The 26518-nt window shown below is 57.9% G+C and carries 23 protein-coding genes; 13 read left to right on the forward strand and 10 right to left on the reverse strand.

The annotated features are described in order from the left end of the window. The first annotated feature begins 26 nt into the window (after positions 1–26). Positions 27–1415 carry an esterase/lipase family protein gene (locus tag AC066S_RS12790; protein WP_478269844.1) on the forward strand — a complete coding sequence of 463 codons (1389 nt, stop codon included), beginning with the start codon at positions 27–29 and terminating at the stop codon, positions 1413–1415. Between the two features lie 140 nt (positions 1416–1555). Here AC066S_RS12790 and AC066S_RS12795 read toward each other — a convergent pair whose 3' ends face one another. Then, the gene (locus tag AC066S_RS12795) at positions 1556–1984 is read right to left on the reverse strand and encodes a hypothetical protein (RefSeq protein ID WP_478269845.1); all 429 of its coding nucleotides are present in this window, start codon (positions 1982–1984) and stop codon (positions 1556–1558) included. Positions 1985–2103: 119 nt separating this feature from the next. Here AC066S_RS12795 and AC066S_RS12800 point away from each other — a divergent pair, with 119 nt between their 5' ends. Further along, entirely contained in the window at positions 2104–2340 is a 237-nt protein-coding gene (locus AC066S_RS12800) for a helix-turn-helix domain-containing protein (RefSeq protein WP_247352713.1), read from the forward strand. A 370-nt stretch (positions 2341–2710) separates the two neighbouring features. On the opposite strand, the gene AC066S_RS12805 is transcribed toward AC066S_RS12800, so the two are convergent. The 4 genes from AC066S_RS12805 to AC066S_RS12820 all read right to left on the reverse strand — a co-directional run bounded on the left by AC066S_RS12805 (position 2711) and on the right by AC066S_RS12820 (position 6378). Further along, positions 2711–3976, reverse strand: a complete 1266-nt coding sequence (locus AC066S_RS12805) for a hypothetical protein (RefSeq protein WP_478269846.1) — start codon at positions 3974–3976, stop codon at positions 2711–2713. Positions 3977–4116: 140 nt separating this feature from the next. After that, positions 4117–4749: a hypothetical protein gene (locus tag AC066S_RS12810; RefSeq protein WP_478269847.1), complete on the reverse strand. Its 633-nt coding sequence runs from the start codon at positions 4747–4749 to the stop codon at positions 4117–4119. Positions 4750–4896: 147 nt separating this feature from the next. Next, on the reverse strand, positions 4897–5547 hold the full coding sequence (locus AC066S_RS12815; protein WP_478269848.1) for a ribonuclease H family protein: 651 nt from the start codon (positions 5545–5547) through the stop codon (positions 4897–4899). A 132-nt stretch (positions 5548–5679) separates the two neighbouring features. Next, complete coding sequence (locus tag AC066S_RS12820; protein WP_478269849.1) at positions 5680–6378, reverse strand: recombinase family protein; 699 nt, start codon at positions 6376–6378, stop codon at positions 5680–5682. A gap of 401 nt (positions 6379–6779) precedes the next feature. On the opposite strand from AC066S_RS12820, the gene AC066S_RS12825 reads away from it, so the two are divergent. The 7 genes from AC066S_RS12825 (at position 6780) to AC066S_RS12855 (ending at position 18877) form a co-directional block, all read left to right on the forward strand. Next, complete coding sequence (locus AC066S_RS12825; RefSeq protein ID WP_478269850.1) at positions 6780–8096, forward strand: AAA family ATPase; 1317 nt, start codon at positions 6780–6782, stop codon at positions 8094–8096. A gap of 180 nt (positions 8097–8276) precedes the next feature. After that, positions 8277–8435, forward strand: coding sequence for a hypothetical protein (locus AC066S_RS12830; protein WP_478269851.1), 159 nt, complete (start codon positions 8277–8279; stop codon positions 8433–8435). 570 nt (positions 8436–9005) lie between these two features. Then, the gene (locus tag AC066S_RS12835; RefSeq protein ID WP_478269852.1) at positions 9006–10808 is read left to right on the forward strand and encodes a trypsin-like serine peptidase; all 1803 of its coding nucleotides are present in this window, start codon (positions 9006–9008) and stop codon (positions 10806–10808) included. Positions 10809–11278: 470 nt separating this feature from the next. Next, the gene (locus AC066S_RS12840) at positions 11279–12103 is read left to right on the forward strand and encodes a LysM peptidoglycan-binding domain-containing protein (protein WP_478269853.1); all 825 of its coding nucleotides are present in this window, start codon (positions 11279–11281) and stop codon (positions 12101–12103) included. A gap of 815 nt (positions 12104–12918) precedes the next feature. Beyond that, entirely contained in the window at positions 12919–14478 is a 1560-nt protein-coding gene (locus AC066S_RS12845; RefSeq protein ID WP_478269854.1) for a type I restriction-modification system subunit M, read from the forward strand. Further along, entirely contained in the window at positions 14475–15704 is a 1230-nt protein-coding gene (locus AC066S_RS12850; protein WP_478269855.1) for a restriction endonuclease subunit S, read from the forward strand. Before AC066S_RS12845 ends, AC066S_RS12850 begins: the two co-directional genes overlap by 4 nt. Further along, entirely contained in the window at positions 15704–18877 is a 3174-nt protein-coding gene (locus AC066S_RS12855; protein ID WP_478269856.1) for a type I restriction endonuclease subunit R, read from the forward strand. The genes AC066S_RS12850 and AC066S_RS12855 overlap by 1 nt, the downstream gene beginning before the upstream one ends. 154 nt (positions 18878–19031) lie before the next feature. On the opposite strand, the gene AC066S_RS12860 is transcribed toward AC066S_RS12855, so the two are convergent. The 5 genes from AC066S_RS12860 to AC066S_RS12880 all read right to left on the reverse strand — a co-directional run bounded on the left by AC066S_RS12860 (position 19032) and on the right by AC066S_RS12880 (position 22296). Further along, positions 19032–19802, reverse strand: a complete 771-nt coding sequence (locus AC066S_RS12860) for a DUF3800 domain-containing protein (RefSeq protein ID WP_478269857.1) — start codon at positions 19800–19802, stop codon at positions 19032–19034. A gap of 44 nt (positions 19803–19846) precedes the next feature. Next, the gene (locus AC066S_RS12865) at positions 19847–20113 is read right to left on the reverse strand and encodes a hypothetical protein (protein ID WP_478269858.1); all 267 of its coding nucleotides are present in this window, start codon (positions 20111–20113) and stop codon (positions 19847–19849) included. 276 nt (positions 20114–20389) lie between these two features. After that, complete coding sequence (locus tag AC066S_RS12870) at positions 20390–20680, reverse strand: type II toxin-antitoxin system RelE/ParE family toxin (RefSeq protein WP_478269859.1); 291 nt, start codon at positions 20678–20680, stop codon at positions 20390–20392. Next, positions 20677–20934, reverse strand: coding sequence for a type II toxin-antitoxin system ParD family antitoxin (locus AC066S_RS12875; protein WP_135170080.1), 258 nt, complete (start codon positions 20932–20934; stop codon positions 20677–20679). The genes AC066S_RS12870 and AC066S_RS12875 overlap by 4 nt, the downstream gene beginning before the upstream one ends. An 87-nt stretch (positions 20935–21021) precedes the next feature. Next, a complete protein-coding gene (locus AC066S_RS12880) occupies positions 21022–22296 on the reverse strand; it encodes an MFS transporter (protein WP_478269860.1) in 1275 nt (424 codons plus the stop codon). 475 nt (positions 22297–22771) lie between these two features. Between AC066S_RS12880 and AC066S_RS12885 the strand changes: the two genes are divergently transcribed. From AC066S_RS12885 to lptC, 4 genes are all read left to right on the forward strand, one after another. Next, a complete protein-coding gene (locus AC066S_RS12885) occupies positions 22772–24232 on the forward strand; it encodes a beta strand repeat-containing protein (RefSeq protein WP_245481328.1) in 1461 nt (486 codons plus the stop codon). A 34-nt stretch (positions 24233–24266) separates the two neighbouring features. Further along, positions 24267–24812: a hypothetical protein gene (locus AC066S_RS12890; RefSeq protein WP_478269861.1), complete on the forward strand. Its 546-nt coding sequence runs from the start codon at positions 24267–24269 to the stop codon at positions 24810–24812. Positions 24813–24986: 174 nt separating this feature from the next. Next, positions 24987–25601 carry a ribonuclease D gene (locus AC066S_RS12895; RefSeq protein ID WP_478269862.1) on the forward strand — a complete coding sequence of 205 codons (615 nt, stop codon included), beginning with the start codon at positions 24987–24989 and terminating at the stop codon, positions 25599–25601. A 186-nt stretch (positions 25602–25787) separates the two neighbouring features. Beyond that, positions 25788–26516: an LPS export ABC transporter periplasmic protein LptC gene (lptC, locus tag AC066S_RS12900; RefSeq protein WP_126256950.1), complete on the forward strand. Its 729-nt coding sequence runs from the start codon at positions 25788–25790 to the stop codon at positions 26514–26516. Positions 26517–26518 lie beyond the last annotated feature (2 nt).

Consider the following 26518-nt stretch of genomic DNA (forward strand, 5'->3'; position numbering starts at 1 on the left):
CTTAGCGTATGTTGGGACTTTGCTCCATGCAGCCATTGACCGAATTGGTCCCGATCTACACACCTCATTCTTCGCCAACCGTCGAGATCATTTTCGTCCATGGTCTAAATGGAGATCCGAATAAAACCTGGGATTTCGCGAATAAAGAGTCGTGGTCGCTATGGATTGCTTCGCGTTTTCCTGAGGCGAGGATCTGGAGTCTGCGGTACCGACTTCAATGGTCCTGGTGGCGCGGCGGATCAATGCCGCTGACCGATCGAGCCATTAATGTGCTTGGTACAATCGACGGCGAATTGCGTGATGACCGGCCGATCATGTTTATCTGCCACAGCTACGGTGGCCTACTCGTAAAGCAGATGCTGCGCCTCGGTCATGACCGGGGATCGGAATACGGCAGGCTTGTGCTGAGGATTCGGGGCATAGTTTTTTTGGGAACCCCTCATAATGGCTCTGTCATCGCAGGCTTCGTAAAGGCGTTAGGCATAGTTTTACGCTCAAGTCCGGCAATCACGGAGTTGAGGCGCAACGAACCGTTATTGCGGGAGCTGAGCAACTGGTTCACCAACAATGCTCATTTTCTCGGCCTTAAGGTCCGCGTTTTCTTCGAGACGATGCCTACCCTCGGTGTGAGGGTAGTGGATGAGGATTCCTCCAATCCTCACATAGCGAACATCACGCCTATCGGAATCGACACTAACCATTTTGACATTTGCGTCCCGGAAAGGCCGGACGTACGTGTGACACAAACAATCGTCCTGCTTTCCGAGATCGCTAGTGCTCAACCGGTCGCCAATCCGACTTGGACGCAAAGAATTCTTGCCGCCCCGAATACTCAACTTCACACAATTCGAATTGCTATAAGAAGAGAATTGAGAAAGGCTCCAAATGATCCGGAATTGCTGGAAGCATATGATTACCTCGAAAGCCTCAAAATAGACGAGCCTCCGGTAATCATGTCGGCTCCTGCGCCGAAAGCTCTATCATCCAAATTCCGGTTTGCAGCTTCGATAGCAATTGTCCTCCTAATACCCGCAGTCTTGGTGCCAATAATTCTTCTGCGTGAATTTGCTCCGAAAGCAGGGCCGCCGCTCAAAGTTGCTCAGCAGCAGGTATCTGGTAGTCCAATGAACGTTGGCTCGGGTGCGCAGTACGATGGTTTCCGAAATCCTGGTTGCCAAGCCCATGAGGCGACTGCATGTGTATTCCCACAGCGTGGTGGAAGGCTAATACCTGGCTCCGGCAAAGTGATCGTGACGGATCAATCTGGTCGAGCTGGATACAGGAATCCGACTGAAAGCCCGCAGCAGTTTTGCGTTACTTTTTGGGCAGCTACCGGTGCATGTGAAACACCAGTCTTCATCAAGGGATATCCCACCGCGACTGAGGAGTTTACGGTTGAGGATGGAAAAAAATGATGCTGGCAGAACGCCGCATCAGTCGGGCCTAGTAAAGAATCTGGCGCATCTGTAGGGCCTCAGCCCGAGCCAATTACAAAGGCTTCCTTGGGCCCGTAAGGCAGAGCGGCATCATTACATTAGCTAGATCGGTTTATCTCCTAGCGCGTATTGGCATATTCGGTTGCTGCCGCTTTGCAGGCCGCCATCCTTGAGCAAGCGAGTACGGCACCATCGCGTAGGGCATTCTCATATGAACCGTCTTTGTGGTTTGCGTGAAGATGGGCCCCGAGCAGGGCCGCAGCGACCAAGATCACGACGTAACGGGCCCGTTCCAGAACCAGCCGCGCCTTAGGGTTCTTTTCAATGCGGGTAACTGTCGCCAAGAAGATGGCCGGTGTGCTCACAAGAAGGATGGCAACTTGGAGGCCGCCCGGCTCGATATCCAGCCACTTGAGAACCTGATGTTCGAGCCAAAGGCAAAGTGCGATGAAGCTCCAGATGGTGGCCCAATAGCTAGCCATATCGAAGAGAACCTTGATGGGGTCGTTTTCGCCCAACTTCGGGGCGTTGCTCTCGGTGCTGGACATTTTTGCGCGTTCCTCAACAGGTGGCTGACGCAATGTAGACGATAGTCATCATGGCTCAATGAGAAAATGGGACTCATAGTCCGTAGACCTAAAGTCATCATGACGGCCTGCTTCCGTGGATGGATGACGAGACAGGCATCGTTAACGTGGTGGCGGCGGCTGTGCGGCGGGCCCGGAAGGGTCTCGGCCTGTCCCAAGAGGATTTAGCCCTAGAGGCGGGGCTGGATCGGACCTACGTCAGTCAGGTGGAGCGGGGCGCCCGCAACTGCACCATCATCGTCCTGGCCCGCTTGGCGAAGGCCTTGAAGACGACCCCTGATAGGTTGCTTGTCCCCCAGCGGAAGGGGCGACCTTAATCTCTATCTCGTCCGGTGTTATGAGGGTGGTCACTTTCAACACGTGACCCATCTCGCTTCCCATCAGAAGGGCAGGGGCGATAGGGCCAGCTCGATGTAGGTCAAAGGATGAGGCTAGGTGGTGGTGCCCCATGGGGGTGGTGGTCACTCACCCGAAGCTTGGAGGTGAGCCTTCGGGTTGGTGAGGGGGAGACCCTAGAGGCCGCACCTAGGGGGCCATGAAGGAGGGGTGGCGTCACCCTCCCAACTTGAGGGCAACTTAAAGACGGCACCGAGTTAAGCCTCAAAGTCTCCCCCTTTAAGTTTCCCCTCTAGCTTCCTCCTCCATTAGCGGAGGCGTAAGGCCCATTTTTGTCCTAAGCGGCTGTTATTATTGGCAAAAATCTATGGAAACAATCGCGCAGGAAGATCCCGTTCCCATGCTGAATGCAGCCTGCATCGCGTCGGCCGCAACGTCAGCCTTCGATTCCGCGACCAGCACCGCGTCATGGAGCGGCAGGGCGGCGACCCCTATGCTCGCAAGATGCGTGATGATCCCGACCAGCATGTCGCTTTCGATGCGCATCAACTGAAAGCCCAGCCCGGTGCCGAACAAATGAGTGATGGGGGCATGGTGCGCGGCTAGCATCTCAATGGCGTCCCGAAGTTTCGTGCCCGAGGGGAAATGTTGAAGCGTGCCCTCCGGCCAATTCCGCAATGGGCCGTCCGCGAACAACATCGCGTTCATCAGCCGTTTCCAGCCATCACGCCCGGAGCCATCTCCCGCCACGTCATAGATGTCACCTTCCGGCTGCGGCTGTCCCGCCCGCACATACGCGAGGCGCGGGAAAAGCTGCCTGTAATCGACATCGGCAATTCGCTCGCCATCAATCCGGATGCGCTCAAATCGCTCGGCCCGCTCCATGCCCATCCAGAAGCCGCCAGCGAGCCGGCCTCCGTGGTGCCAGTTTTCGTTATTGAATATGCGCCGAAGAGAGCGGCGATAGGGCGCGATGACTTGGCCATCCCTCCCTAAAGAGAGGCCGGTGTCCTGACCGGTCACCTCGATTTCCGCGCTGCGCAGAAATTCATTGATGCGCCGCATCTGTCCCGCAAGCTGGCGGGTCTTGGCTGTCTCCGGGAAGGCAATCGAGGCCGCACGCCCGTCATCGTCCTTGCCTTCCTTCAAGATGATCAGAGCGCGGGCGTCGATTTGCTCAACGCTTCGCCAATCGGGTGGTGCCAACGGAAGATGCTGAGCGAGAGCTGTGCTTGGTCTAATGAGCGACGGCATGCGCATTCTAGCGGACAGTTTATATCCCCTTCGCTCCTCTTCGATCAGGCCAAGCGATGCAAGCCCATCTAATGCGGATAGGAAATGCTGGCCATAAACCGGGTTGGCGCTGCCATCGCCCCGCCAAAGAAAGCCATGCGACCGGGGCACCGCGAGCTTGGGGCTGGAGTCGATTGCGCTGAGCAAGATCAGGTTGCAGGCCAGCGCCTCAACGGCGATGCCGAACTTCTCCTTGTCCGCTTCCTTCCGCGCTCGCTTCCTCTCGCCGCTAGCTGTCTCGTGCAGCAGTAGCGCATCGCGCAAACATCGGACCGCATGGGCAAGCTCATTCGTCTTGGCCCGGAGAAGTGGATCGAACCACATTATGTTGGGTGCTTGCGTCATGAGAGCGTGAAGCACGTGTTCAAAGTGACCTGCCCGAACCCCCGAAATGCACGCACTGCTTCACTCCGACCAGATAGCTCGCACGAATGGTGCGACTCGCGAATTCCTGCGGACATTGATCAGCTCGCCGCACGGGGCCGCCCGTAGCGCTGCCGATGGGCCAGGACACCCGCGACATGCTTCTCAATGACCCATTCGCAGGGCTGCTCCAGCATCCGCCCCATCTCCCGCAGAACCCGCCCGGTGGACTTGGGGAAGGCGTGCATTTCGGTCCGCCGTTTCCTTCCCTGATGGTCCTCCACGACCCACACTCGATGCGTGCCCGAGGCCAGTCGATGGATCGCCTTGCAGATTTGTACGGTCCGAAACTCCTTTGCGCGGGGCGCCGTGGCGTCCGCCTTGATCAGGGCGGAGACCGCGAGGACGATGGAGACGATGCGCTGCGGGGGCACGCCTTCAATGCGAAGCCGCGCCAGCCCGATCTTGGCTCGTTTAGTGGCGGACATCCCTTTGAGTCGCGTCGCAATCTCCACCGGGCCAGCGTCCTCCAGCGCTCGCCCCATGTTCCCTATCGCTGCGGCGATGAACTTATCGTTGGCTGCCCGCAGGCCGACATACGCGGTTGCTGCCGTGATGAATGGCCGCAGCTCGGAAGCGTTGAAGCTCGGCCGCCAATAGGACCCGTGACGGGCCCGGTGCTCTACGTGGCGCCGGCAGTGGTGAGGGGCAAGGCCTTCGCGGGCCGCCTTCATGGTCGGGCGCCCGCAGCCGGGAATGGCGCAGGTGGCTGCTGCCGCGAGCGGCCCCAATCGGATGCTCTCCTTTAGGGCTGCCCTGCGCTTCTTTCTGGGAGACAGTGACGTCACAAGTTCACGCCTTCGCTGAGATCCTCGTGGCCCCTAGTTGCGAGGGGGCCGCCCATGATGCTCGCGGCCGGACAGTGCAAGCTCTTTCAAAATGATCATTATCTTATTGCGCTTCGCGTCTTCGGAAGGGATGTGAACCGACTTGATCTCCAAAGCCTTTTGGACGATCAGCCCGTCAATCTCCCTCCACAGCGGGGCGTATGCTACTGAGTCGCCCTTCTTGTTTTTCCAGTTGTTCTTGCGCCAATCCAGCCGATAAGTGTTCACGCTCTTAACAATGTAGTCGTTACTGGTCTCGATCAGAACATTCGCCATTGAGGTGGCTTGGTGTACGATCTTATGCACGGCGAGCACGGAAGCCTCTTGTTGCGTGCTCGTTGAGGCACTTGCCGGCGCAGCGTCCAGGTAGACTAGTTCGACGTCGTTTTCGGAAGCACGATAACCCACCGCGAAGGCGCCTCTTGTCGCTCGATCATCCGACGCCACAAAGGTGGCCACGAAGGCTTGCCCGTTTTGGAAGGGAAAGTCGTCTGAATCAGGCTCGGGCTTTAATAACTCCGACAACAACTCTGTGGCCTTCGTTCGTCTCCTAGTCGCTGCCTTGACCTTACGAACGAGCCCGGCGTTTACCTGCCCAGCTGACACTTTTCTCGGTCCGACGGCCGTTGGCTTCTTCTTGGACATTCCTCATTCCGACACGATGATGCTCTCCGCATCATGTAGGAACTCGAAGGCATAATGCGAAGAATCTACCCTAGAAAATTCCACTCAGCGTCACTTGAAAAGCCGAGGAGGCAGACTCGTTCGCGTTCACTTCTAGCTCATCCTTGCAAGCCGTGCTTCGATCAGCGTTACCTGTGGTGCTGACCACTTTACGCCTCCCCTTGCCGTAGGGATGCCCTGCGCCGTCAAAGCCCGTGCGACTTCGGTGGGTGAAGTAACTCCCTTTGCTCTGAGCTTCTTCAATAGGGGCGCTAGGTCCGCCGCTCGTCTTTCTGCAAGGCGTGACTGTTCCTCCCTCCCGCGTGCTTGTGTATCGCTCGACAGGCTCCCTCCCCGGTATCCCCCCAGTCGCTGCCCCCTTGCCTTAGCTGCTGCCAGTGCTGCCTTGGTGCGAGCAGAGATCAGGCCGGCCTCTAGCTCTGCGACTGCCGCCATCTGTTGAAGCATGAAGCGCCCGGTGGGTCCCTCGATGGCAGGGAGATCGGCAAAGCGAACGTCCACCCCAGCCTCTAGGAGCCTCTCTAGGAAACCAACAGAGCGGGTGAGGCGATCTACCTTCGCGACCACAAGGGCCGCCCGGTGCAAACGTGCTGCCGTGAGTGCCTCGTCCAAGGCAGGCCTATCGTTGCGGCGTCCGCTCTCGACCTCGGTGAACTCAGCGATAACGTTCGCGAGGCCATCCCCCAAGTGGTTCGCAACGGCTACTCTCTGTGCATCGAGGCCTAAGCCTGATTGGCCCTGCTTGCGGGTGGACACTCGATAGTAGGCAACAAATCGGCGCTTCACGGTCATTTCCCTCTCTATGGTGGTCCGCGAAAAACTTAGTCAACGAGCGTTGTCACCATATTTTTCGGAGGAATCGGGGAGCAATAGGGTTGGCGTGAGTCAAAACGACTCAGGGAATGGCCGCAGTGGCGCGCCATCAGGCGGGCGCGATGCGATGCTTGGGCCGTTGCAGGTGGCCGAATGGTCCTTCAGAAATTGAAGGCCCCACGGGGGAAAAGCTCAAAGCCGTCGCTACGAGGTCACCTTTGAAATTTGGGACCCTTCCTCCGGTGTCGCCCGGAGCCAGGCCTGATTCGCTCAGATGCCAGCGCTTTGATTGAGCTACCAACAGGTGAGCACGTATTGCTTGCGGCTGTGCAAAGCTTCATCATCAACCTGCGATTCCTCCCGCGGGCGTAGGGCAAACGATGAAAGCACTGCCGAATGCTGGCATGAAGTTCGCCGATGAAGATGAGTTTCGGGACATCCTGAAGCGATTGATCGTCCCCGGCGTTCCGATTGAAGACATTAAGTCGCTGCAAGGGCGCGAAGTGAAGCTGCGCGAAATTAGCCGCGCACTGAATTCTAAGGGGATGCACGTCTTCATTCACGGCGAGCGGGGAATTGGAAAAACGTCTCTCGCTGTGAGCGCCGCCAAGGCGTTCCTGAAAATTGACGCGTATCCGCCCTATGTCGGGTGTGATGAAGACGCGACCTTCGACCACCTCGTCAGAGATGTTTGTCGCGATTTCCTTGGCTCAAGCATTCTGAAGCGCCAAAGCGACTTTCAGCAGTCAGCTGGAATCAACTTGGCGTTCCTGAAATACGAGGTGAAGGGGAGCGGGGGGACATGGATCATTCCAGAGAAGGTTGAGACCATCAACGAGGCGGCGGATATGATTGGTGAGGCCGCGCAACTCTCGGGATATTCGGAGCCTCTCATAGTCGTGGACGAGTTCGATCGCATCAAAGACGATCAAGTGAAGCGCAAATTCTCAGACCTGATCAAACGCATTCACGACAAGTCAGTAAACGTTCGCTTTATTTTCTGCGGCATAGGTAAGACCCTTGACGAGCTGACTAGCGGGCATCTCTCGTCCAATCGGCCTTTGCATCCGGTTGAGGTTGACCAGATATCTCACGATGCTCGGTGGCGTATTGTTACGCGGGCGGCGGACGCGCTGGGTTTCCGTGTTGACGGTGAGCATCTAATCCGCGTTGGACACATCAGCGATGGCTTTCCATACTATATTCATCTCGTAGCTCAGAACTTGTTTTGGATCGCCTTCGACAAGCATCCGCATGACCCGGTGATCACATCGGAAGATTTTCATGCGGCCGTTATGGGATCTATGGAGCAAGCCGAGTCTCCGCTGAAGACGGCTTACAAGCTTGCGATACAAAAGACGAAGAATTCGCTCGACTATGAAGAGGTCCTTTGGTCCGCGGCGGCAGGGACGCACATGCAGCGACAAAGCCGGGAGATGTATGATGGGTCCTACGTTCCGATGATGGAAGAGCGGCTGCGCAAAGAGTTGTTCGATACAAAGATCAAGGAAAAGCGGACCTTCCTGACGTATGAAAAGTATCGCGACCGTCTGTACAAGCTAACCGACGAGCGTCACGGCCACATTTTGGAGAAGTCGCGAAACTCTTGGTATGAATTCCCAGAGAAGGTCAATCGCGGTTACGTGAGGCTAGTGGCGGAACGAAATGGCGTTCAGCTTGGCGCGGACCATTTCTGATTGGCGCCCCATTGAAGTTGGTGCATCCTTATCTAGTCGATTTTCCGAATCACTTGGGCACACGATGATAGGATCATGTGAGCCTGTGACACGCCGGGGGCTGCCAAAGTCGCGGCCTCGCCTAAATAGTAATACCCTCCCCAATCCTGCGTCTGGTGGGTCCGCAATAAGGAAATAGAGATGAAAATTGACAATTTCAAAAAATTACTAGCGGACCTCCAACCCGGTCAGGCCGCCACCCTCGACTACGAGGTGTTCAAGGTGTTATTCCCGCCCGGGGTCGAGGACGACGACGCAAAGGTAGTCGCCTACAATTCGCCAAAGCCCATGGCTGCGTGATCCGCCACTATGAAAGCGCCCGCGAGGTCAACTTCGTGAAGGAGGCCGCACCTACCAGCTAAAATCTAGGTTCGCCGGACTCAGAGTGTCGCCCTCACCCCAACGCACGCGCACCATAAGTCTCCGGTCTAAAAATTCCGAGTGCGATAGATTCAGCGCAGCCGTAGTTAAGTTGCGAGATGGAAGGCAAGGTCGGTAACACTAAAGCGGGAGCGCCAATAATTGCTGTCGTAATAGACTTCGTGGAAAGTGCCCTCAAAGGGCGCAACAAGACTGTGTAGAGCGCTTTGAAAATATAATACAAACCAATACTTGCAGTTTTTGCCAGCAATCCTTTCCTCAAGCCATCTTTAAATCCTCAGGCGAACGAGGCACCCCGACACGCCTTCATGCCGGCTGCTCACACACAGAGCCAAGCTCTAAAGATTAGATGTGCACACGAACATAGGACGCGTCAGTGACATTGACCGATCCTGTGTTCTTCTACTCTTGATTGTGCAGTGCATTTATGCGTTCAATAGATACAAATTAATTTTCATCTATTCATACAGTCAGCGTCGGGAGGAATGCATGCCTTCGACGATTCGAGTTTTGAGTACATTGGTTGCCTGCGCAGCGATTGTACCTTTAGTCAGCTGCGGAAAGTTTGAAGCTGCCAAACCTGACCCCGATCAGATCTTACATATTAAGAACGAGCTGCCATTCCTAGAATCTCGACCTAGCGTTGCTCCACAGCCTGCTCCACTTCCTGAGCTGTCGTTTCCTGACGCTCCTTTCAACGGCCAACTTGGAACGCCGGTGCAAGTTGACCCAAACGTTGCACCAAACAGACCTTTCGGTCGCCTCCAATACGTAAAGAATGGAGCGCCCTGGCTCTGCTCGGCAGAAATCGTGGGTAATAGCGGAGACGTTGCGCTAACGGCCGCACATTGTGTTTATGACAACGACACCAAGCTGTGGCATTCGACCTTTGTCTTGAATCTTGGGTACGACAACGGCGCTATTCGGCAGTCGTTTGATTGGGAATGCACAGCCATTTTTTCAGGCTGGGCGCAAGGTCGCTATGGCAAGGATTATGCGTTTATCAAACTGAGAGGCGCAGCCGCTGATTCGGCCTTGGGACTTCGTACGCAGCTGCCGAACCAACTTCTTTCTTTTGGCTACCCAATCAATTTCGACGATACGCGAAGGTTGTATAGAGTCGACGGTGAAAAACGGGAGCTAATAAACCCAACTGACGTTGTTGGTATGTTGGGAAACCCATTTGGTAAGGGCTCTAGCGGAGGCGCTTGGACTGACGCAAATTTTGCAGTCGGTCTAAACTCGTTTACCAACCGAAACGCGCCCGGCATTATGTACGGGCCGATCTTTGATGGTCGGACAACTCACCTTTACGAGTTTGTACGCCGAGGTTGCCAGGATGACGTGATTCCGCTCGGCAAGGATCCCCGCGTCGCTGGCTATGCGAAGGACAAGACGTACGTCGAGGCTGACACAAAGTCCATCGAATACGGTCCAATTCTACGTACACGCAAATCTTCGGCATGCCCGTGCCGGGATTCTGAAGAGTGGCTCATCGAATATAAAGAAGGAGATCCATATCTCGTGGAGCTGAACTACACTGGTTCTACGGGTAATCCGTCAGTTGTATTAAGTGCGGAGAGCCTCGCGATGCGCGTTCAAGCAAATAAACCTGAACAGCTCGGTTGTACGCTGGGCGACAAAGATGGAAACTACTGTCCGATCGCATCTCGGTATTCAGTTCGCTTCGCAAAGCGTGTTGTGGAAAGCGTCAACGCTACGGGGGCCCGAACAACGACGGTCGTGTCTCCCGATTTCTGTGAGTATCAGTGCACACAGAATTTAGGGGGCGGCTTCTGTCGTCGGCTAGGAAGCGCGACCAAGGCAATCGTAGCGTCACTAGCTAGCTTCGTTGGGGAGACGCTCGACAGACCCCCGGGGGCTAATGGCGTAACCACCACCATCAAAGAGCTCGTTACGGAATTCGGGGGCGATCCCCAAACGCCGGATCCTTGCGTCCGCAGCGATTTCTACCGCAATGCGGATGAAATCAGTAACGATGGGATCTCATGCATCACTACAACGCCGGCAATAACAGAAGCACCTGACGAGGTCAGGATGAGCCTTCGAGCACCGTACCAAAGCAGAGCGACCCGTGTGGCCTCCGCAGGAGCCAACGGAAGCGCTGCACTGTTCACGGCTCGAAATTTTTCCCCCGTCCTGGAGTTCCATGGTGACAATAGCGATGAGCTTAATCGACGATTTGGCGGCCATGTAGTTAACGTGGAGCGACGCGCAGACAAATTGATCATTACGACCGCTAACGGGTGCTCCGTGGGAGATACTCAATGAAGGTCTCTTGGACAGTTGCGCTCAGCGTTTGGGCACTGATAAGCCATTGCAACTCAGTTCAAGCTCAGAATGCATTCAAGCAGACTGACTACGAGATAACTAATCCGTTTGTGGGAGAAACGGCCAGGGCAAACTTCGCAAAATGTTTTCCTTCTGATGAAGTCCAGCTGAACGCATTCTCGCGAATTTTGTACTGGGGTTACCGGTTTGATCCGCACACAGGTTGTCCCCCTAAAAATCCGCAGTGCGACCAAAGTACTACGTGGAAGCGGATACGTCGGACAATACGGGCTGATGCGAGCGAAGCGAATCCGAGCCATGTTTTCGCGAGCGTCGCATCTCAATCAAGAGAAAGCTGCACGTCCCCTCAAGAGTTCGGGAGATTTTCCGCGGACATTACGGCTAGACGTGCTCGTTATAGTTTTCATGGTCGGATGAGAAAGCGAGTGTGCCCTCCGTGGGGCGGCAGCATGACCGTCGCGGAGGGCAGCGCCGACGTGTCTGTCGGCTATGACCTCAACCCGGATTTTTCCTTAACCTCTTTCAAAGAGATTACGAATGAGGAGGGCAGGCTCTTAGGCTTTTTCAAAGGTGGTCTCCCTGAGGCGATCATTGCAAGCGCTTTTGGCGGTGCCGTAGCGATGCTCCCGCTCATTGGCGCAGAGATCGGTAGACATGAACTCATGGCGAAGTTGCGGGCACAAAATTTTCTCGGCGCTCACATCGATGTTGCAAGGTATCTAGCGGGAGGATCAATCAAAGATATCAATAATCTGGGCGCTCTCGGTCTGGATCTTGTCACGCAGCAGCAAGAGAGTGGGTTCAAGCTGAACGGAGATAGCGTTACTCTCGATATTTTCCAAGACGACTATTTTGCGGCCTACGATGAAACCAACGTGGTGGCCATCAGAAGATTGGAGATCGAATTTCTTAAGAGTCTTCCCGAAATCTCTCCCGAGATATACATCGTTCAGCGAGGTGACAGTCTTTGGCGTATCTCAAAAAGGAAATTTGGAGATCCAAGACTGTTTCTCTTCATAAGGGATTATTCGGGATTGAAGCGCAACCGCTTGCGAATTGGCGAGGAGTTGAAGGTCCCGCGATGGTGGGAACTATGTCAAAGGCTCAAACCCAATAACCTATTCGTACGGGACGGTGAATCACTATGGAAGAAGGCCGCGGCCGGGCAGATTCCCTTCGACTTCAGCAGAGTAAAAACTCGATCTCGCAACAAAAATCTGATCTTTCCTTATGAGGAGCTGCGGGTAATGGAAGAACTCACCTCCAATAGGTGAGGAGTTTCGGTAGCCGTCCAGCCCGCAGGCTGTGATTAAGTCTGCAACATTTAACGATCAGAATAGCGCACGTCGTTAGTAAAAAGCAGCGTGCGTGTAGCATGTCTCTTTGCCCGGCTTCGCTCATCGACATAGCTCTCTCGTGAGATATGTATCCAGGCGGCCCGCTGTGCTTCGAGACTAAAGCGCTTGCTTTTGCTTGCGTGTAGAAATCGGATGTGCGCGGCCAGCCGTCCTTCCTCTTGCACCTTTGCTTTGAGAACACCTTAGCCAACGTCCGTTGACACCATTGTTAGTCATGCGGAATTCGCCCGCCAATGAGTAAGCTATGAGTCAAATTGACTCAGTTCGCGCGCCATCACCCGTCGTGCAACAACTGTGCGATTGTCCGGTGAGGAGGATCGGAGGCGGCGGCAGTGCCTCGTTCATCGCGAAGTCGAATCGATGAAGGAGCATCCAGAGATTGCCTGATGGCCCGGGGGAAGTCAGGAAGCAGCCGCTACGAGGTCACGTCTCACATTTGTCACCCTCGCAGAGATTTCGGCCGGGGTTGCCAATGGGTGGGCTGACGAGGGGGGCTATCTGGAACAGTCTGCTCAAAGAGGCGCTGTGGCCAACAGGACGCCGAAGTGCGTACCGCTTCGGCCTCGGCCGGGGGGCACAATCAATAAGCTACCGGCCCGAGCTTCCGTCCAGCTAGCTGACCGCGCTGGAAAACTCGTTCCGGGTCGCGCCTGCGGGAGCCGTTCGTCCTTGGCATGCTGCCTTCGGATTGGGTACTCTCGGGCCTGCTTCGGACAGCTTTTGGGGGATCAGTGGCAACCGATCTGCAAGATTTTTCGTCGCGCCTCTACACGGCGGCTGACAAGATTTGGGCCAACGGTACGCTCCGGCCCGATCAATACGCACAGCCCGTGCTGGCGCTGATTGCGTTGCGGCAGATGGAGGCGAAGTTCGATCAGATCCACGCTGCGCTGGCTCCGCAATACAAGGGGCGTCTGAAGCCCGTTCCAGAGGATTATCAGGCACGCGGTGCTGTGTTCCTTCCGGAAAGCGCCCGCTTTTCGAGACTTTTGGCTTTGCCCGGCACTGCGGACCTTGGGGCCGAACTTAACGCGGCCATGAAGTCAATCGCAGACAGCAATCCCGATCTCGCAGGCGTGCTGCCGCAAGGTTATGCGGGCCTACCGAATGACGTATTGCAAGAACTCCTGCGACTGCTCGCCCCGCTGAAGATTGATGGCGACGCTTACGGCCTCATCTTCGAATATTTCATGGGCGAGTTCGCCTCCAGCTACATGCAGAAGGGCGGTGAGTATTTCACACCCGCTTCAATAGTCAGGCTCATAGTCGATATCATCGAGCCCTATCACGGCGCGATTTTTGATCCGGCCTGCGGCTCGGGCGGCATGTTCACCCATTCGGCGGAGTTCGTGATTCGTCATCACAAGGAGCCGTCGAAGGAGATCAGCATCTACGGCGTTGAGAAGATGTCCGACACGCTGAAGCTTTGCCGGATGAACCTCGCTGTACACGGATTGTCTGGTGAAATCCGCGAAGCCAATAGCTACTACGACGATCCGCACAAGCTCCTTGGCCGGTTCGATTTTGTGATGGCAAATCCACCATTCAACCAGCCCGAGGTAGATCGCGCCAAGCTCGTCAACGATGCGGGTAAGGTCGAGGCCCGTTTCCCGCTCGGCCTGCCCACGGTCAACAACGCCAACTATATCTGGATAAACCTGTTCTATGCTGCGCTGAATGAGAAGGGCCGCGCGGGCTTCGTAATGGCCAACTCTGCATCGGATGCTGCGGGCAGCGAGAGCGAAATCAGGAAGAAGCTCGTCGAGACCGGCGCGGTGGACTGCATTGTCGCGGTCGGGCCCAACATGTTCCTGACCGTCACCCTGCCCGTGATGCTGTGGTTTCTCGACAGGGGCAAGGCGAAAGGAGAGCGCGGGGATCAGGTGTTGTTTATCGATGCCCGCCATATCTTCCGTCAGGTCGACCGAGCGCATCGCACCTTAGATCCTGACCACATCGAGTTTCTCGGCAACATCGTGCGTCTCTGGCGCGGTGAGGAAATCGAGATGGAAGCGGGTAGCGGGCCGCGAATGGCCGAGGCGTTTCCGGATGGCCAGTATCGGGATGTCCTCGGTCTCTGCAAGCTCGCCGGTCGTAAGGAAATCGAGGCGCGGGATTGGAGTCTCAATCCGGGCCGTTATGTTGGCGTCGCGCCGGGGCAGACACAGGACACCGGTGAGTTCAAGGAGAGCCTGGAGGTGTTGCAGGAAGAGCTGGAAGGATTAAACGCAGAAGCGTCTCAGTTGCAGGCGCGGATTGCGCAGAACGTGGCGGAGCTTCTTCAGTTATGACCAATTGGAAGCGCGAAAAATTAGAGCGTGTCTGTGTTCAGATTACTGATGGGAAACACGGTGATTGTCGCAATGAGGAAAATTCAGGATTCTATTTCCTAAGCTGTAAGGACGTTGTCGACGGCAGGTTGAATTACACTGGAGCTAGACAAATTACCAAAGCTGATTTTCTAGATACACACCGCAGAACCAAATTTGCTCCGTCTGATATTCTCATTACCAACAGTGGCACAATCGGGCGGATGGCGCTGGCTCCAGACAATGAGCTGACAAAGAGGACAACATTTCAGAAGAGCGTTGCCATTCTAAAGCCGATCAGAAGTGAAGTTGATCCGAGCTTCTTATATTACGCACTACAGTCAGACGTTCGCAGATTGATTGAATTCGCGGGAGGCACTGCTCAGAAAAATCTCCTTCTTCGTGATTTGCGTGCGTTTGAAGTTCCGATTCCGCCGATGAATGTGCAGCGGCGAATAGCGAATATCTTATCGAACTACGATAATCTGATTGAGCTAAACCGGAGGCGTATCGCCGTGTTGGAGGAAATGGCGCGGCGACTATTCGAGGAATGGTTCGTCCATCTCCGCTTTCCGGGCCATGATGACAACGCGATGGGCGAGCTGCCCAAGGGATGGCGCCGCACAGAGCTAAGCGCGCTCTGTGACGAGATTCGTGATGGTGTTTTGCCGTCCGATGTCGACGAGAACACCCCTTATGTAGGTCTCGAACATATTCCACGACGTTCGACCACGTTGAATAGCTGGGGTCGTGCCGAGGAGGTGACGAGCACGAAGTTACGTTTCCGCAAAGGGGATGTCCTGTTTGGAAAGATACGCCCTTACTTTCACAAGGTTGCATTCGCCCCATTCGAAGGAGTTAGTTCTTCCGACTCGATTGTTATTCGAAGTCGATCTTCAGAATGGAGTGGTCTCGTTCTGTGCATTGTATCAAGCGACAGCTTTGTTGCGCACGCGGTGGCAACATCGAACGGTACGAAGATGCCAAGAGCAAACTGGAATGTATTGGCCCGATCTTCTGTCATGGTGCCGCCGGACCCCCTCCTTAAACGATTTAACGATGCTGTTACGGGGTGGGTTGGATTGGCGGGCGCTCTTAACGGAGCTAACATTAGGCTTAGCCGTTCCCGCGATCTCCTTGTTCCTCGCCTGATTTCCGGCGAGCTATCCATCATCAGAGCCGAGCGTGAGCTGGAGGCGGTTGCCTGATGACGCCAGGGGGCTCCGGAAAATCACTTTCCAGCATCATCACCAGTGAGGACGAACTGGTCGAAACGCCGGGGCTTGATCTTCTGGAGGAGATCGGCTGGAGCCGCACCGATCTGATGAACGAGGAGCCGGGGCCGGACAATCTCACCGGCCGCTTGTCCTTTCGCGAGCTGGTGCTGCCTGCGAGGCTTCGTGCCGCGCTCCGCAAATTCAATGCATTGTTGCCTGATGAAGCGCTGCGACAGGCTGAGATGCAGCTAACGACGAATCGCTCCGCGATGCTGCCCATTGCCGCGAACCGCGAAGTCTATCGGCTCTTGCGGGATGGCGTTGTTGTGCAGGTGAAGCAGCCGGACGGCTCGCTTAAGGATGAGCGTGCCTTTTTCATCGACTGGGTGAATCCCTTAGCTAACGATTTCTTGATGGCGTCACAGGTTTGGATCGAGAGTCCGCTCTATTCGCGCCGACCGGATGCCATCGGTTTCGTCAACGGCATTCCTTTGCTGCTGATCGAATGGAAGGACATCACTAAGCCGGTGCAGGAGGCCTTCGAGGCGAACTTGCGCGACTATCGCGACACGATCCCAGGCCTGTTCGATTTCAACGGTTTCGTCATTCTCTCGAATGGTCTCGAAGCCTTGATGGGGCCGAGCCATGCAGCATTCGAAACCTTCGCTCCTTGGAAACGCTTGGAGGAAGGCGGCCCCGAAAGCGTTGCCCTGGAGACGATGCTCCGCGCCACCTGCGAGCCGACGCGCTTCCTTGATCTGGTCGAAAACTTCCTGCTGTTCGATGATGCCAAGGGTGGGTTGCGCAAGGTTGTTGCCAAGTACCATCAGGTGCTTGGCGTCAATCGCGCCATCGAGGCCGCGGAAGAGATCGGTGAGAACCGTGGGCGGCTCGGCGTGTTCTGGCACACGCAGGGAAGCGGCAAAAGCCTGTCGATGGTGATGTTCGCCGAGAAGGTGCTGCGAAGATTTGGCGGCAACTGGACCTTTGTGATCGTTACCGACCGTCAGGAGTTGGACGGTCAGATCGCGGAGAATTTCGCGACCACGGGGGCGCTGACCAAAAATGTGAAGGACTGTCAGGCGCAGAGCCGGACTCACCTGCGAGAGCTTCTCTCCGGGCAGGAGCGGTACATCTTCACGCTCATTCACAAATTCTCTACCGCCGACCGTGAGCCGATGCCCATCCTTTCGGATCGCAAGGACATCATCGTCATCACCGATGAGGCGCACCGCAGCCAGTATGACCAGCTTGCCGCGAACATGCGCCGAGCGCTCCCCAATGCGGCCTTTATCGGCTTCACCGGCACACCACTGATTGCCGGTCAGGAGCAGCGGACCAGGGAGGTGTTCGGCGATTACATCTCCGTCTACAACTTCGCCCAGTCCATCGCCGACGGCGCGACGGTGCCGCTCTACTACGAGGCGCGAAAGCCCGACTTGCAGATCGCAGCGGATGAACTGAAGGACGAACTGGACGATCTGCTGGATGAGGCGGCGCTTGACGAGGAGCAGGAGAAGAAGCTTCAGAGAACTTTCGCTACGCAATATCACCTCATCACCCGCAACGACCGTCTGGACGAGATCGCAAAGGATCTAGTCCGACATTTTGTGGCGCGGGGCTATCTCGGCAAGGGCATGTTCGTGGCTATAGACAAGGCCACGGCCGTCCGAATGCATGACAAAGTAAAGGCCGCATGGGCAGACGAGCTGAAGGCCCGCGAAGCACAGCTTGCGAAGGCGTCCGATCTGGAGCACCCGGCGCTTGCCGAACGGCTGGACTGGATGCGCTCCGTGGACATGGCGGTCGTCGTGAGCCAGTCGCAGAACGAGATTGACGATCTCAAACAGAAAGGTCTCGACATCCTGCCGCATCGTGAGCGGATGCAGAGGGAAGACCTGGAGACGAAGTTCAAGGACGCGAACGATCCGCTGCGGCTCGTGTTTGTCTGTGCGATGTGGATCACTGGCTTCGATGTGCCTACTTGCAGCACGGTCTATCTCGACAAGCCCATGAAGAACCACACGCTGATGCAAACCATCGCGCGGGCCAATCGCAGGGCTCCAGGCAAGAATGCGGGCGTCATTGTGGATTATGTGGGCGTGTTCCAGAGCCTGCAAAATGCACTCGCGATCTACGCCACCAAGGGCAGCGGCGGCGACTCGCCGATCAAGGACAAGCAGGCGCTGGTGGATGCGCTGGAGGCTGCATTGAAGACGGCCCGCGAGTTCTGCTCCACTATGGGAGTGGATGTAGACGCCATCTATAAGGCCGAGAAGCTTCAGCGGCTGGTGCTCATCGGGCAGGCCGTGGAAATGCTCATCGCACCAGATGACCGCAGGCGTAGTTTCTTCCGTCTGGTGAGCGCAGCGGAGCGGGCCTACAAGGCGTTGCTGCCGGACGAGCGGGCGACACCTTACCTGAAGCCGGTGGCAGCGCTGCATGTCCTCGCAGAAGCGGTTCGCGGCAAGCTCGGTCCGGTGGACATCTCGGCGGTCGCTGCAAAGATCGAAGCGCTGCTGGATGAAAAGATCGAGGGGGTGGCGATCACAGCTCCGATCATTGGGGGCGACGCGGCGGGTGGACGGGTCGATCTCTCAGCGATCGACTTCGAAAAGCTCGCCAAGCTGTTTGCCAAGCAGCCCCGCACGGCGGCGGAGGCGCTGCGGGAAGAAGCTGAGGGGACCGCCCGTAAGATGGCGGCACAGAATCCCTTGCGCGTGCAGTTCGTTGAGAAGCTGGAGAAGCTCGTCGAGCAATACAATCTCGGCAAGCTGGATGTACAAGCATTCTTTGAAGCCCTGAAGGCGCTCATTGCGGCAATGGACGAGGAGCAGCGCCGGGCCGCGCGGGAAAACCTCACCGAAGATGAACTCGCAGTTTTCGACCTCCTGACCAAGCCCGAGCCGAAGCTGACCAAGACACAGGAGGCTGCTGTAAAGAAGGTGGCGCGGGACCTGCTGGAGAAATTACAGGATCAACTCGCAATCGACGACTGGCAGATCAAACAGCAGACGCGAGCCGCCGTTCAAAGCACCATCCGCTTCACGCTCAACGATCTGCCGGAGGAGCCTTACCCGGATACGATCTGGAAAGAGAAAGTGGACGCCGTGTGGGCGTTTATCTTTGCTCGCCGGCAAACCAGAGATCAGCCGAGGATTTAAGCTTGGGTGGGCATGGGAGGAACGGCCTTGAAGAGCCTAAGACTCTGACTTGATTCGATATTATAAATATTGCAAAATCAATGACTTATTGCTAAAAGCATCGTGCCGGGAGTGCGTCAACCTGCACGTTGAGGCTATGGCCTCACCCGGCGTCTTATTCCACGAGCGGGCCGCTCCAGCCATTTCTGGGGAATCGGCAAACGCCGAAGCCGTCGATCTTTCCGTTTGGTCTGCATCGAAAAGACGGCTTGATGAGATCAAACCAAGTTGTATCGCTGGCTTCGTAGCGTCTCCAAATCGCACCAGCGACCATGTCCACCATTTGGATGCCAATCGACATATGCGAAGGCGTCAGAAAAAGTCCTTCAATGAGGTTCGCGTAATTTGACGTGAACTGTGCGGTATCCTCCACGAGCCTCTGATGCTGGTCTCTCATTCTCGCATCGTCGCCTTTGCCCCGGTGGTCTGCCACTATGATTCCGAGAGTTCTATGCCCGCTCGTTCGGCTCACGTCCTGTAAGAAATATTGAAATCGTTCGGTGATGACCTTGTAGGTGCCGAAGTAGATATCTTGTTGTTCGTTGATCGGCCCAAGCTTGTAGGCGGCTTCAGAATCGCAAACGCTGGCAACAATCCGAACAGACTTGTCGGAGGTGATGATTGAAAAGATGTCCAGCCGAAATGCATCTTTGTCTTCTCGCTTCCAGCCTTTCATGGGGTTGTCGTCGTCTTCGTTGCCCGGTGCGAAAAAACGCCACTTAAGCTCGCCCCAATATTTCTTTCTTGTTTTAAGGCCGTGTAGTTTCGCCGCTATGGCGTGCCAACGTTCCTCCGGCACGATCAAAGAGGCCATGACGAAATACTTCGGCCACGCGCCCTTTGGCTTTCTAGGGGTGCCACTTTCGTCAATGAAGCAGAGATGCATGGTCGATGACCACTAAGCCAGAACTGCAGCGTGTCGCTTTGTGTTTACCGTCCGCGACTGTTGAGCCACTGGCCGCAGGCCGGCATATGCTGCCCGGCCCAAGTGGAACTAACGGCGTCAACGAACAGAATGTCGTTGGCATCTATGTGGTTCGCCAAAATATCTCGGATGACTGAAGGAGGCCCCTCATGCTCCACGAACCAGACGGAGCCTTGAGCATGACAGCACGGGACACTTTCAATGGCCCGGATCAGTTCAGAATAATTCTTGCCCGGTGTCTTTAAATCGTAAGCCACGATGAAAATGCCCATGAAGGGAATCTCCGGTTGATAGAATCAGAAGGACAACCCCCGCGATTCATGGTCCGGAATAGGCAAAAACGGAACAGAAAATCGGCTGGGACTAAGTGAAGCCACAGCTATCAGCGCGGACGGCTCGACGCGTGAGACACGAGCCTGTGTAACAACTTGATTCGAGAGTTGAAAAACGCTAAGTTTCACAATAGGATACTGGCTCGGCCAGCCAATCCTTTCCTGGGCACCATTTTATGGCGTGTGCGAGCGGCACATTGCGGTCGATCCTGAAATCTAATCCTCCGGGAAGAGCAGAGGCTCGTAGTCTCGTGCGCCGTGGAGGATGTGGATCGCATCGATGCCGACACGATAGAAAATCAAAAAGCTCCCGAACGGTCGCCGGCGAACGCCTTTGTCTTCGTAGCGCGGGACCAAGGGATAGCCGCGCGGCGCGTCAGCGAGGGACTCGCACTTCTCGCGCAGCCCGCGGATCAGCTTGAGTGCGCTCTGCGGACTCTGCTCGGCGACGTATGACGCGATCTCCTCGATGTCGGCCTCCGCTTCGGCGGTAATGACGACGATCACTTGCGGTCGGCCTTGGTGGTCAATCTCGCTTCCAGCCGGTCAAACACCTCGGAACTCGATTTGACCCGCCCCGCATCGGCATCCTCAATCCCGCGTGCGATCGCAGCGTCCAAAGCGGCCAGACGAGCTTCACGCTCCTGAATCAGCCGCACGCCCTCCCGCAATACCTCGCTCTTGGAGTGGTACCGGCCCGATGCAACCAGCTTTTTCACAAAATTTTCAAGGGCTTCGCCAAGGTCTGCGCTGACGGCCATGCCGATTTGCTCCACCAATATGCCCTCTAATAACTATTATTGGACGGTCATTGCATCAAGCCTCGGCCAGCTCCGTCCGCTCTCCCCTCACACCACCCTTTTCCCCGCCCGCTCCGCCACCGCCTTCTGCACGAAGTACATCATCACCAGCGTGATGATCGTCGTGGCGACGACGACGTAGCCGATCTGGTCGAAATGCAGCAGCGCGCCGTCGGGCGCCTGCGCGATGATCGCGCCGGCGAGCACCGAGCCGAGGCCGCCGGAGAGCTGCTGCAGCGAGGCGCTGATCGCGCTGAACGAGCCGCGCTGGTCGTGATCGGGGATCGCCGACATCAGCGCCTGCGACGGGATCATGCGCGAGAAGATGCCGACGAACATCAGCACGTTGACGAGGATCGCGGTCGCGAGCGTGACGTGGCCGAGATGGGTGTAGATCAGCACCATGATCACGGACACCGCGCTGCCGAACACGAAGGTCGGGTATTTGCCGAACGCGTCGCTGGCGCGGCCGACCAGCGGCCCCGTGACGATGCTGAACAGGCCGGAGACGAGATAGATCGTCGGCAGATGCGTGATGTCGATGCCGAGATTGTTCACGGTGAAGGCGCTGGAGAACGGCATCAGCATGTATCCGCCGGTCGCCAGCAGCGTCGTGACCGCGAAGGCCAGCGTATAGCGTGGCTGCGCGAGGGTCGCGATCAGATGGTGGAACGGGTGGTTTCTGTCCTGCTTCAGCTTCAGATGCGCATCGACCGGCTTCATGGCGAAGGCGATGATGGCGATCGCAGCGACCGACACCACGACGATCGCGATGAAGCAGACATGCCAGCTCCAGCGATTGGCGAGAAACAGCCCGGCGGGAATGCCGAGCACCTGGCTCGCCGCGAACGCCGTCTGGATGGTCCCCATCGCGCGGCCGCGCATGTGCAGCGGGAACAGGTCGGTGATGATGGCGAGCACGACCGCGCCGATCACGCCGCCGAACAATCCGGTCACAACCCGGCCGAGCAGTAGCACATGGTAGTTCGGCGCAGCCGCGCACAGCGCGGTGCCGAGCGTGAAGCCGACATAGAAGAACAACAGCAGGCGCTTGCGATCGAAGCGATCGGCAAAGCCGGCGGCCAGCACGCCCGAAATGCCGGCACTGAACGCGTAGGCCGACACCGCGACCCCGAACTGGGTAGCCGTGATGTCGAGCGCTGGCATCAGGATGGCGCCGAGCGGCGACATGATGATGAAGTCGAGGATGATGGTGAACTGCGTGAACGCGAGCAGCGCGATGAGAAACGCCTGATAGCGCGAGAAGCCGCGCGGGCGTTCCGATGGGGCCTCGATAGGCGCAGCGAGCGTCTGTTCGGTCATGGATCTCGATTTCGTCGGGTGGCGGGGAGAGAAAGCGGAAGATGGGGTGGGCCCGCATGATTTTCACGGGCGCACGGCCCTCATTCCTGACGGAATCCGAAGCACGCGCCGGGTTGTGGGATCCGTGCAACAGCCCGCGATCCGACCAACCGTCCGGTGGCTTCGCGAAAGGCGTGCGCGGGCTGAGAAGCCGGGCGCCGGCCCCGCACCCCATGAATATGGGAGGACGCAATGCCGCGCGGTCCCTCGCGCATCCGGCGTCTTCCAAAGCGATGGACTGCATGCTTTGAGTGTCGCCGTGCCGCGCAAGCGTCAATCGTTTGACGCGGTGGCGGCCTGGGGCTGGAAGTGACGGCGGTCTTCGATCCTCCTGCGCCACTTGCCGGTCGCAAGGTTGGAGGACGGGGTGGGGACCAACATGATGATTTCGTTGCGCGCGCGAATCGCCGCCTGTCTCGCAACGGCGCTGCTTGCCGTGATCGCGGCCTGCGCCGGCGCGCCGCAAGCCCGGGCCCAGTTCATCTGCGTGGATGGTGCCTTGTCCGATCAAGGCGCCAGTGCGGCCGGCTCAGGGGGCAATTTTGCCTGCGGGCCCTCCGCTTCCGCTGCCGGCAACGGCAGCAACAACTCCGCGGTCGGGGCCGGCGCTAACGCCAGCGGCGATAGCAGCTCCAATGGGGCCACGGGAAACAATGCCAACGCCAGCGGCAACAACAGTTTCAACAGCGCGACCGGAGCGGGAGCCATTGCCAGCGGTGAAGGCAGCAAAAACATGGCGTCCGGAAACAACGCGCAAGCCAGCGGTGACAACAGTACCAATATCGCGGCCGGCGCCGGCGCCAACGCCAGCGGCAACAACAGCGGCAATCTTGCGTCCGGGCTCACCGCCCTGGCCAACGGAGACAACAGCAGGAACGTTGCGACAGGGCGCAGTTCCAATGCCTCCGGCAACAACAGCAGAAATCTTGCGACCGGGTTTGTCGCCAGGGCTTACGGGGACGCCAGCGCCAACACCGCGACGGGGACCAACGCCAACGCCTTCGGCAACGGCAGCAGCAACATTGCGACCGGCGTCAACTCCAACGCGACCGGCGACAACAGCTACAATATCGCGACCGGCCTGAATACCAACGCGAGCGGGTCCGGAAGCAACAACGTCGCCACCGGCAACGCCGCCGTCGCGCTTGGCACCAACAGCTTCAACACGGCGACCGGCTATCTGGCGCATGCCCATGGCACCAATTCTGGGAACGTCGCGAACGGTGCGCAATCTGATGCCAGCGGCACCGGCAGCTTCAACACCGCCATCGGAAACGGCGCTAATGCGAGCGGAAACGGTGTGGCAAACACTGCCGTGGGCAACGGCGCCAACGCCACCGGCGCGAATTCGTCGGCCTTCGGTAATGGCACATCGGCAACTTTCGCGAACTCGGCCGCGATTGGCAATGGCGCCACCGCGACGCGCGCGAACCAGCAGGTTTACGGGACGGCGAGCAATACCTACACGATGTCAGGCGTCACCTCGGCCGCGAGCACAGCCGCGCAGTCCGGACCCGTGCAGCTCGTCACCACCGACGCGGCCGGCAATCTCGCATCCACCTCGCTCAGCGCGCTCGGGTTTGCGAGCCCCGCGGATATCGCAGGCATCAACAGCCAGCTCGCAGGCATCAATGCCCGGCTCAACGACCTCGACGGCAGGACCGGCAAGGCGGTCAACGGTGTCGCGATGGCCTTCGCGATGTCCGGCTCGCCCTGGCTGATGCCGTCCGAGAAGATGGCGATGAGCATGAACTGGGGCACGTTTCAGAACACCAATGCGCTCTCGATGAGTGCGGCGCTGCGCGTCAGCGAGCACGTGCAGGCCAGTGGCGGGCTGACCTATGGCACGAATGGCGGCGGCTTGGGCGGCCGCGTCGGCATGCGCGTCGGCTGGTGAAGGCAGCAGGCCACTTCATGCAAAGGGCCGTGCCATGCGATTGATTGTGCGAGCCGTGATTGCACTGGCGTTGCTGCTGTCCTGTGGCAGCGGGGCGATGGCGCAGCAAAAGACGCCCGAGCCGGCCCCGGCGCAGCCGTCGCTGCCCGTCACGTTGGAGAAGGCGCTCTATCTGATCCGCTCGACGCTGCTCACGCTCAATGATGCTAACCGCACGGGCAATTACACGGTGCTGCGCGATCTTGCGGCGCCCGACTTCCAGGCGCGCAACACCGCCGCAGATCTCGGGCTGAATTTTCTCGACCTGCGGCGCCGCAATTTCGATCTCTATGCTGCGGCATTGCTGGCGCCGCAATTCAGCGAAGCGCCCGCGCTCGACCAGCGCGGAATGCTGCGCCTCGCAGGTTACATTCCAACCCGGCCGCAGCAGATCCAGTTCGATCTGACGTTTCAGATCGTAGCAGGGCAATGGCGCCTGTTCGCGATCGCGATCGCGACGCCGGAAGCTGCATCGGCACAGCCGCAAGCCCAGGTGACGCCCGTGAGGCCGGCCACGCCCGCGCAGAAGAAGACGCCCTGAGGGGTTTGCGCGGGCGCCAGCCGCATCACGGTCGCGGCGATGGTCTGCATCATGTCGGCGGCGATCTGACCGAACCGCGTGCTTGCGCGGCCCGCCGGCAATGGCTACATCGCGGGCGATCCGAATTAGCTATTGTGCCGACGCAACCGATTCGACCCGAGGCTTTGAAACGCCATGACCGTACGCCTGCACCGCGGCGACCTGCCCGACCTCACGCGCTACACCAATGCGGTGGCCATCGACACCGAGACCATGGGGCTGAATCCGCACCGCGACCGGCTCTGCGTGGTGCAGCTCTCGCCCGGCGACGGCAGCGCCGACGTGGTGCAGATCCCCAAGGGTCACACCGACGCGCCGAACCTGAAGGCGCTGCTGGCCAATCCCGCCATCACCAAGATCTTCCACTTCGCGCGGTTCGACGTCGCGGTGCTGTACCAGACCTTCGGCGTCATGACCGGGCCGATTTACTGCACCAAGATTGCCTCGCGCCTGACCCGTACCTACACCGACCGCCACGGCCTGAAAGACCTCGTGCGCGAGGTGCTCAATGTCGACCTCTCCAAGCAGCAGCAATCCAGCGACTGGGGTTCGGACAGCCTCACCGAGCCGCAGCTCGCCTACGCCGCCTCCGACGTGCTGCACCTGCATGCCTTGCGCGAACGGCTGGATGCCATGCTGGTCCGGGAAGGCCGCGCGCAGCTGGCCAGGACCTGTTTCGACTTCCTGCCGACCCGGGCCCTGCTCGACCTCCAGGGCTGGGCGGAAGAGGACATTTTCGCGCATTCCTGAGCCCTCGACCGCCAGATAGAGTCGGGTTTGCGCCCCGTTTCGGACACTTTCCTGCGGCCTGTCCAAGCCTGGTACGTCCAAGCCTGACACGTCCAGGCATACGTCCAAGGCTGCATATTGCGGCGGCGGCGGGTACAATGGGGGCGCCCTCGACCCGGCTTGGCGAGCGACACCTCAGGAGCTCAGGTGAATTCGGCCCACAATCCCACCTACGACGCCGCGCTCGCGGCGAAGTTTGCCAGCGCGGCGCGCCACAGCCGTCTGGTGCGGATTCTGCGGGTCGGGGTCCCCGCGACAGTGGTCGTGGCCATGGCCGTGATTATCTACATCGCGTTCTTCAACAAGTTCAGGATTCCGGAGCTGCCGCTCACGGTCGAAAACATGGTGGTGTCGGGCACCAAGATCACGATGGAATCGCCGCATCTGTCCGGCTTCACGCCGGATCGGCGGCCCTACGAGCTCTGGGCCAAGACCGCGACGCAGGACATCACCGATCCCGATCATGTCGATCTCAACGACCTGCGCGCGAAAGTGCTGATGGAGGATCAATCCACCCTGTTCCTCGATGCCCGCACCGGCCGCTTCGACAACAAGCAGCAGCAGCTCGACCTGCACAAGGACATCTTCCTGCGCACCTCCACCGGCTACGAGGCGCGGCTGAACTCCGCCTTCGTCGACATGAACAAGGGCACGGTCTCCTCGGACGAGCGTGTCGACGTCAAGCTGACCAACGGCACGCTGACCGCCGATCGCTTGCGAATTACGGAAGGCGGCGACGTCATCCGTTTCGAAGGCAATGTGGTGATGCATCTGGACAAGCTGGACGACCCTGCCGCCGCACAGCCTGCGCCGGTCGAGCCCGCGCCGCCGGCAAAGACACGTACGCCTCAGAACAAGTCTGCCAACACAAGATGATT

The sequence above is a fragment of the Bradyrhizobium sp. CFUWI genome, from assembly GCF_056429085.1.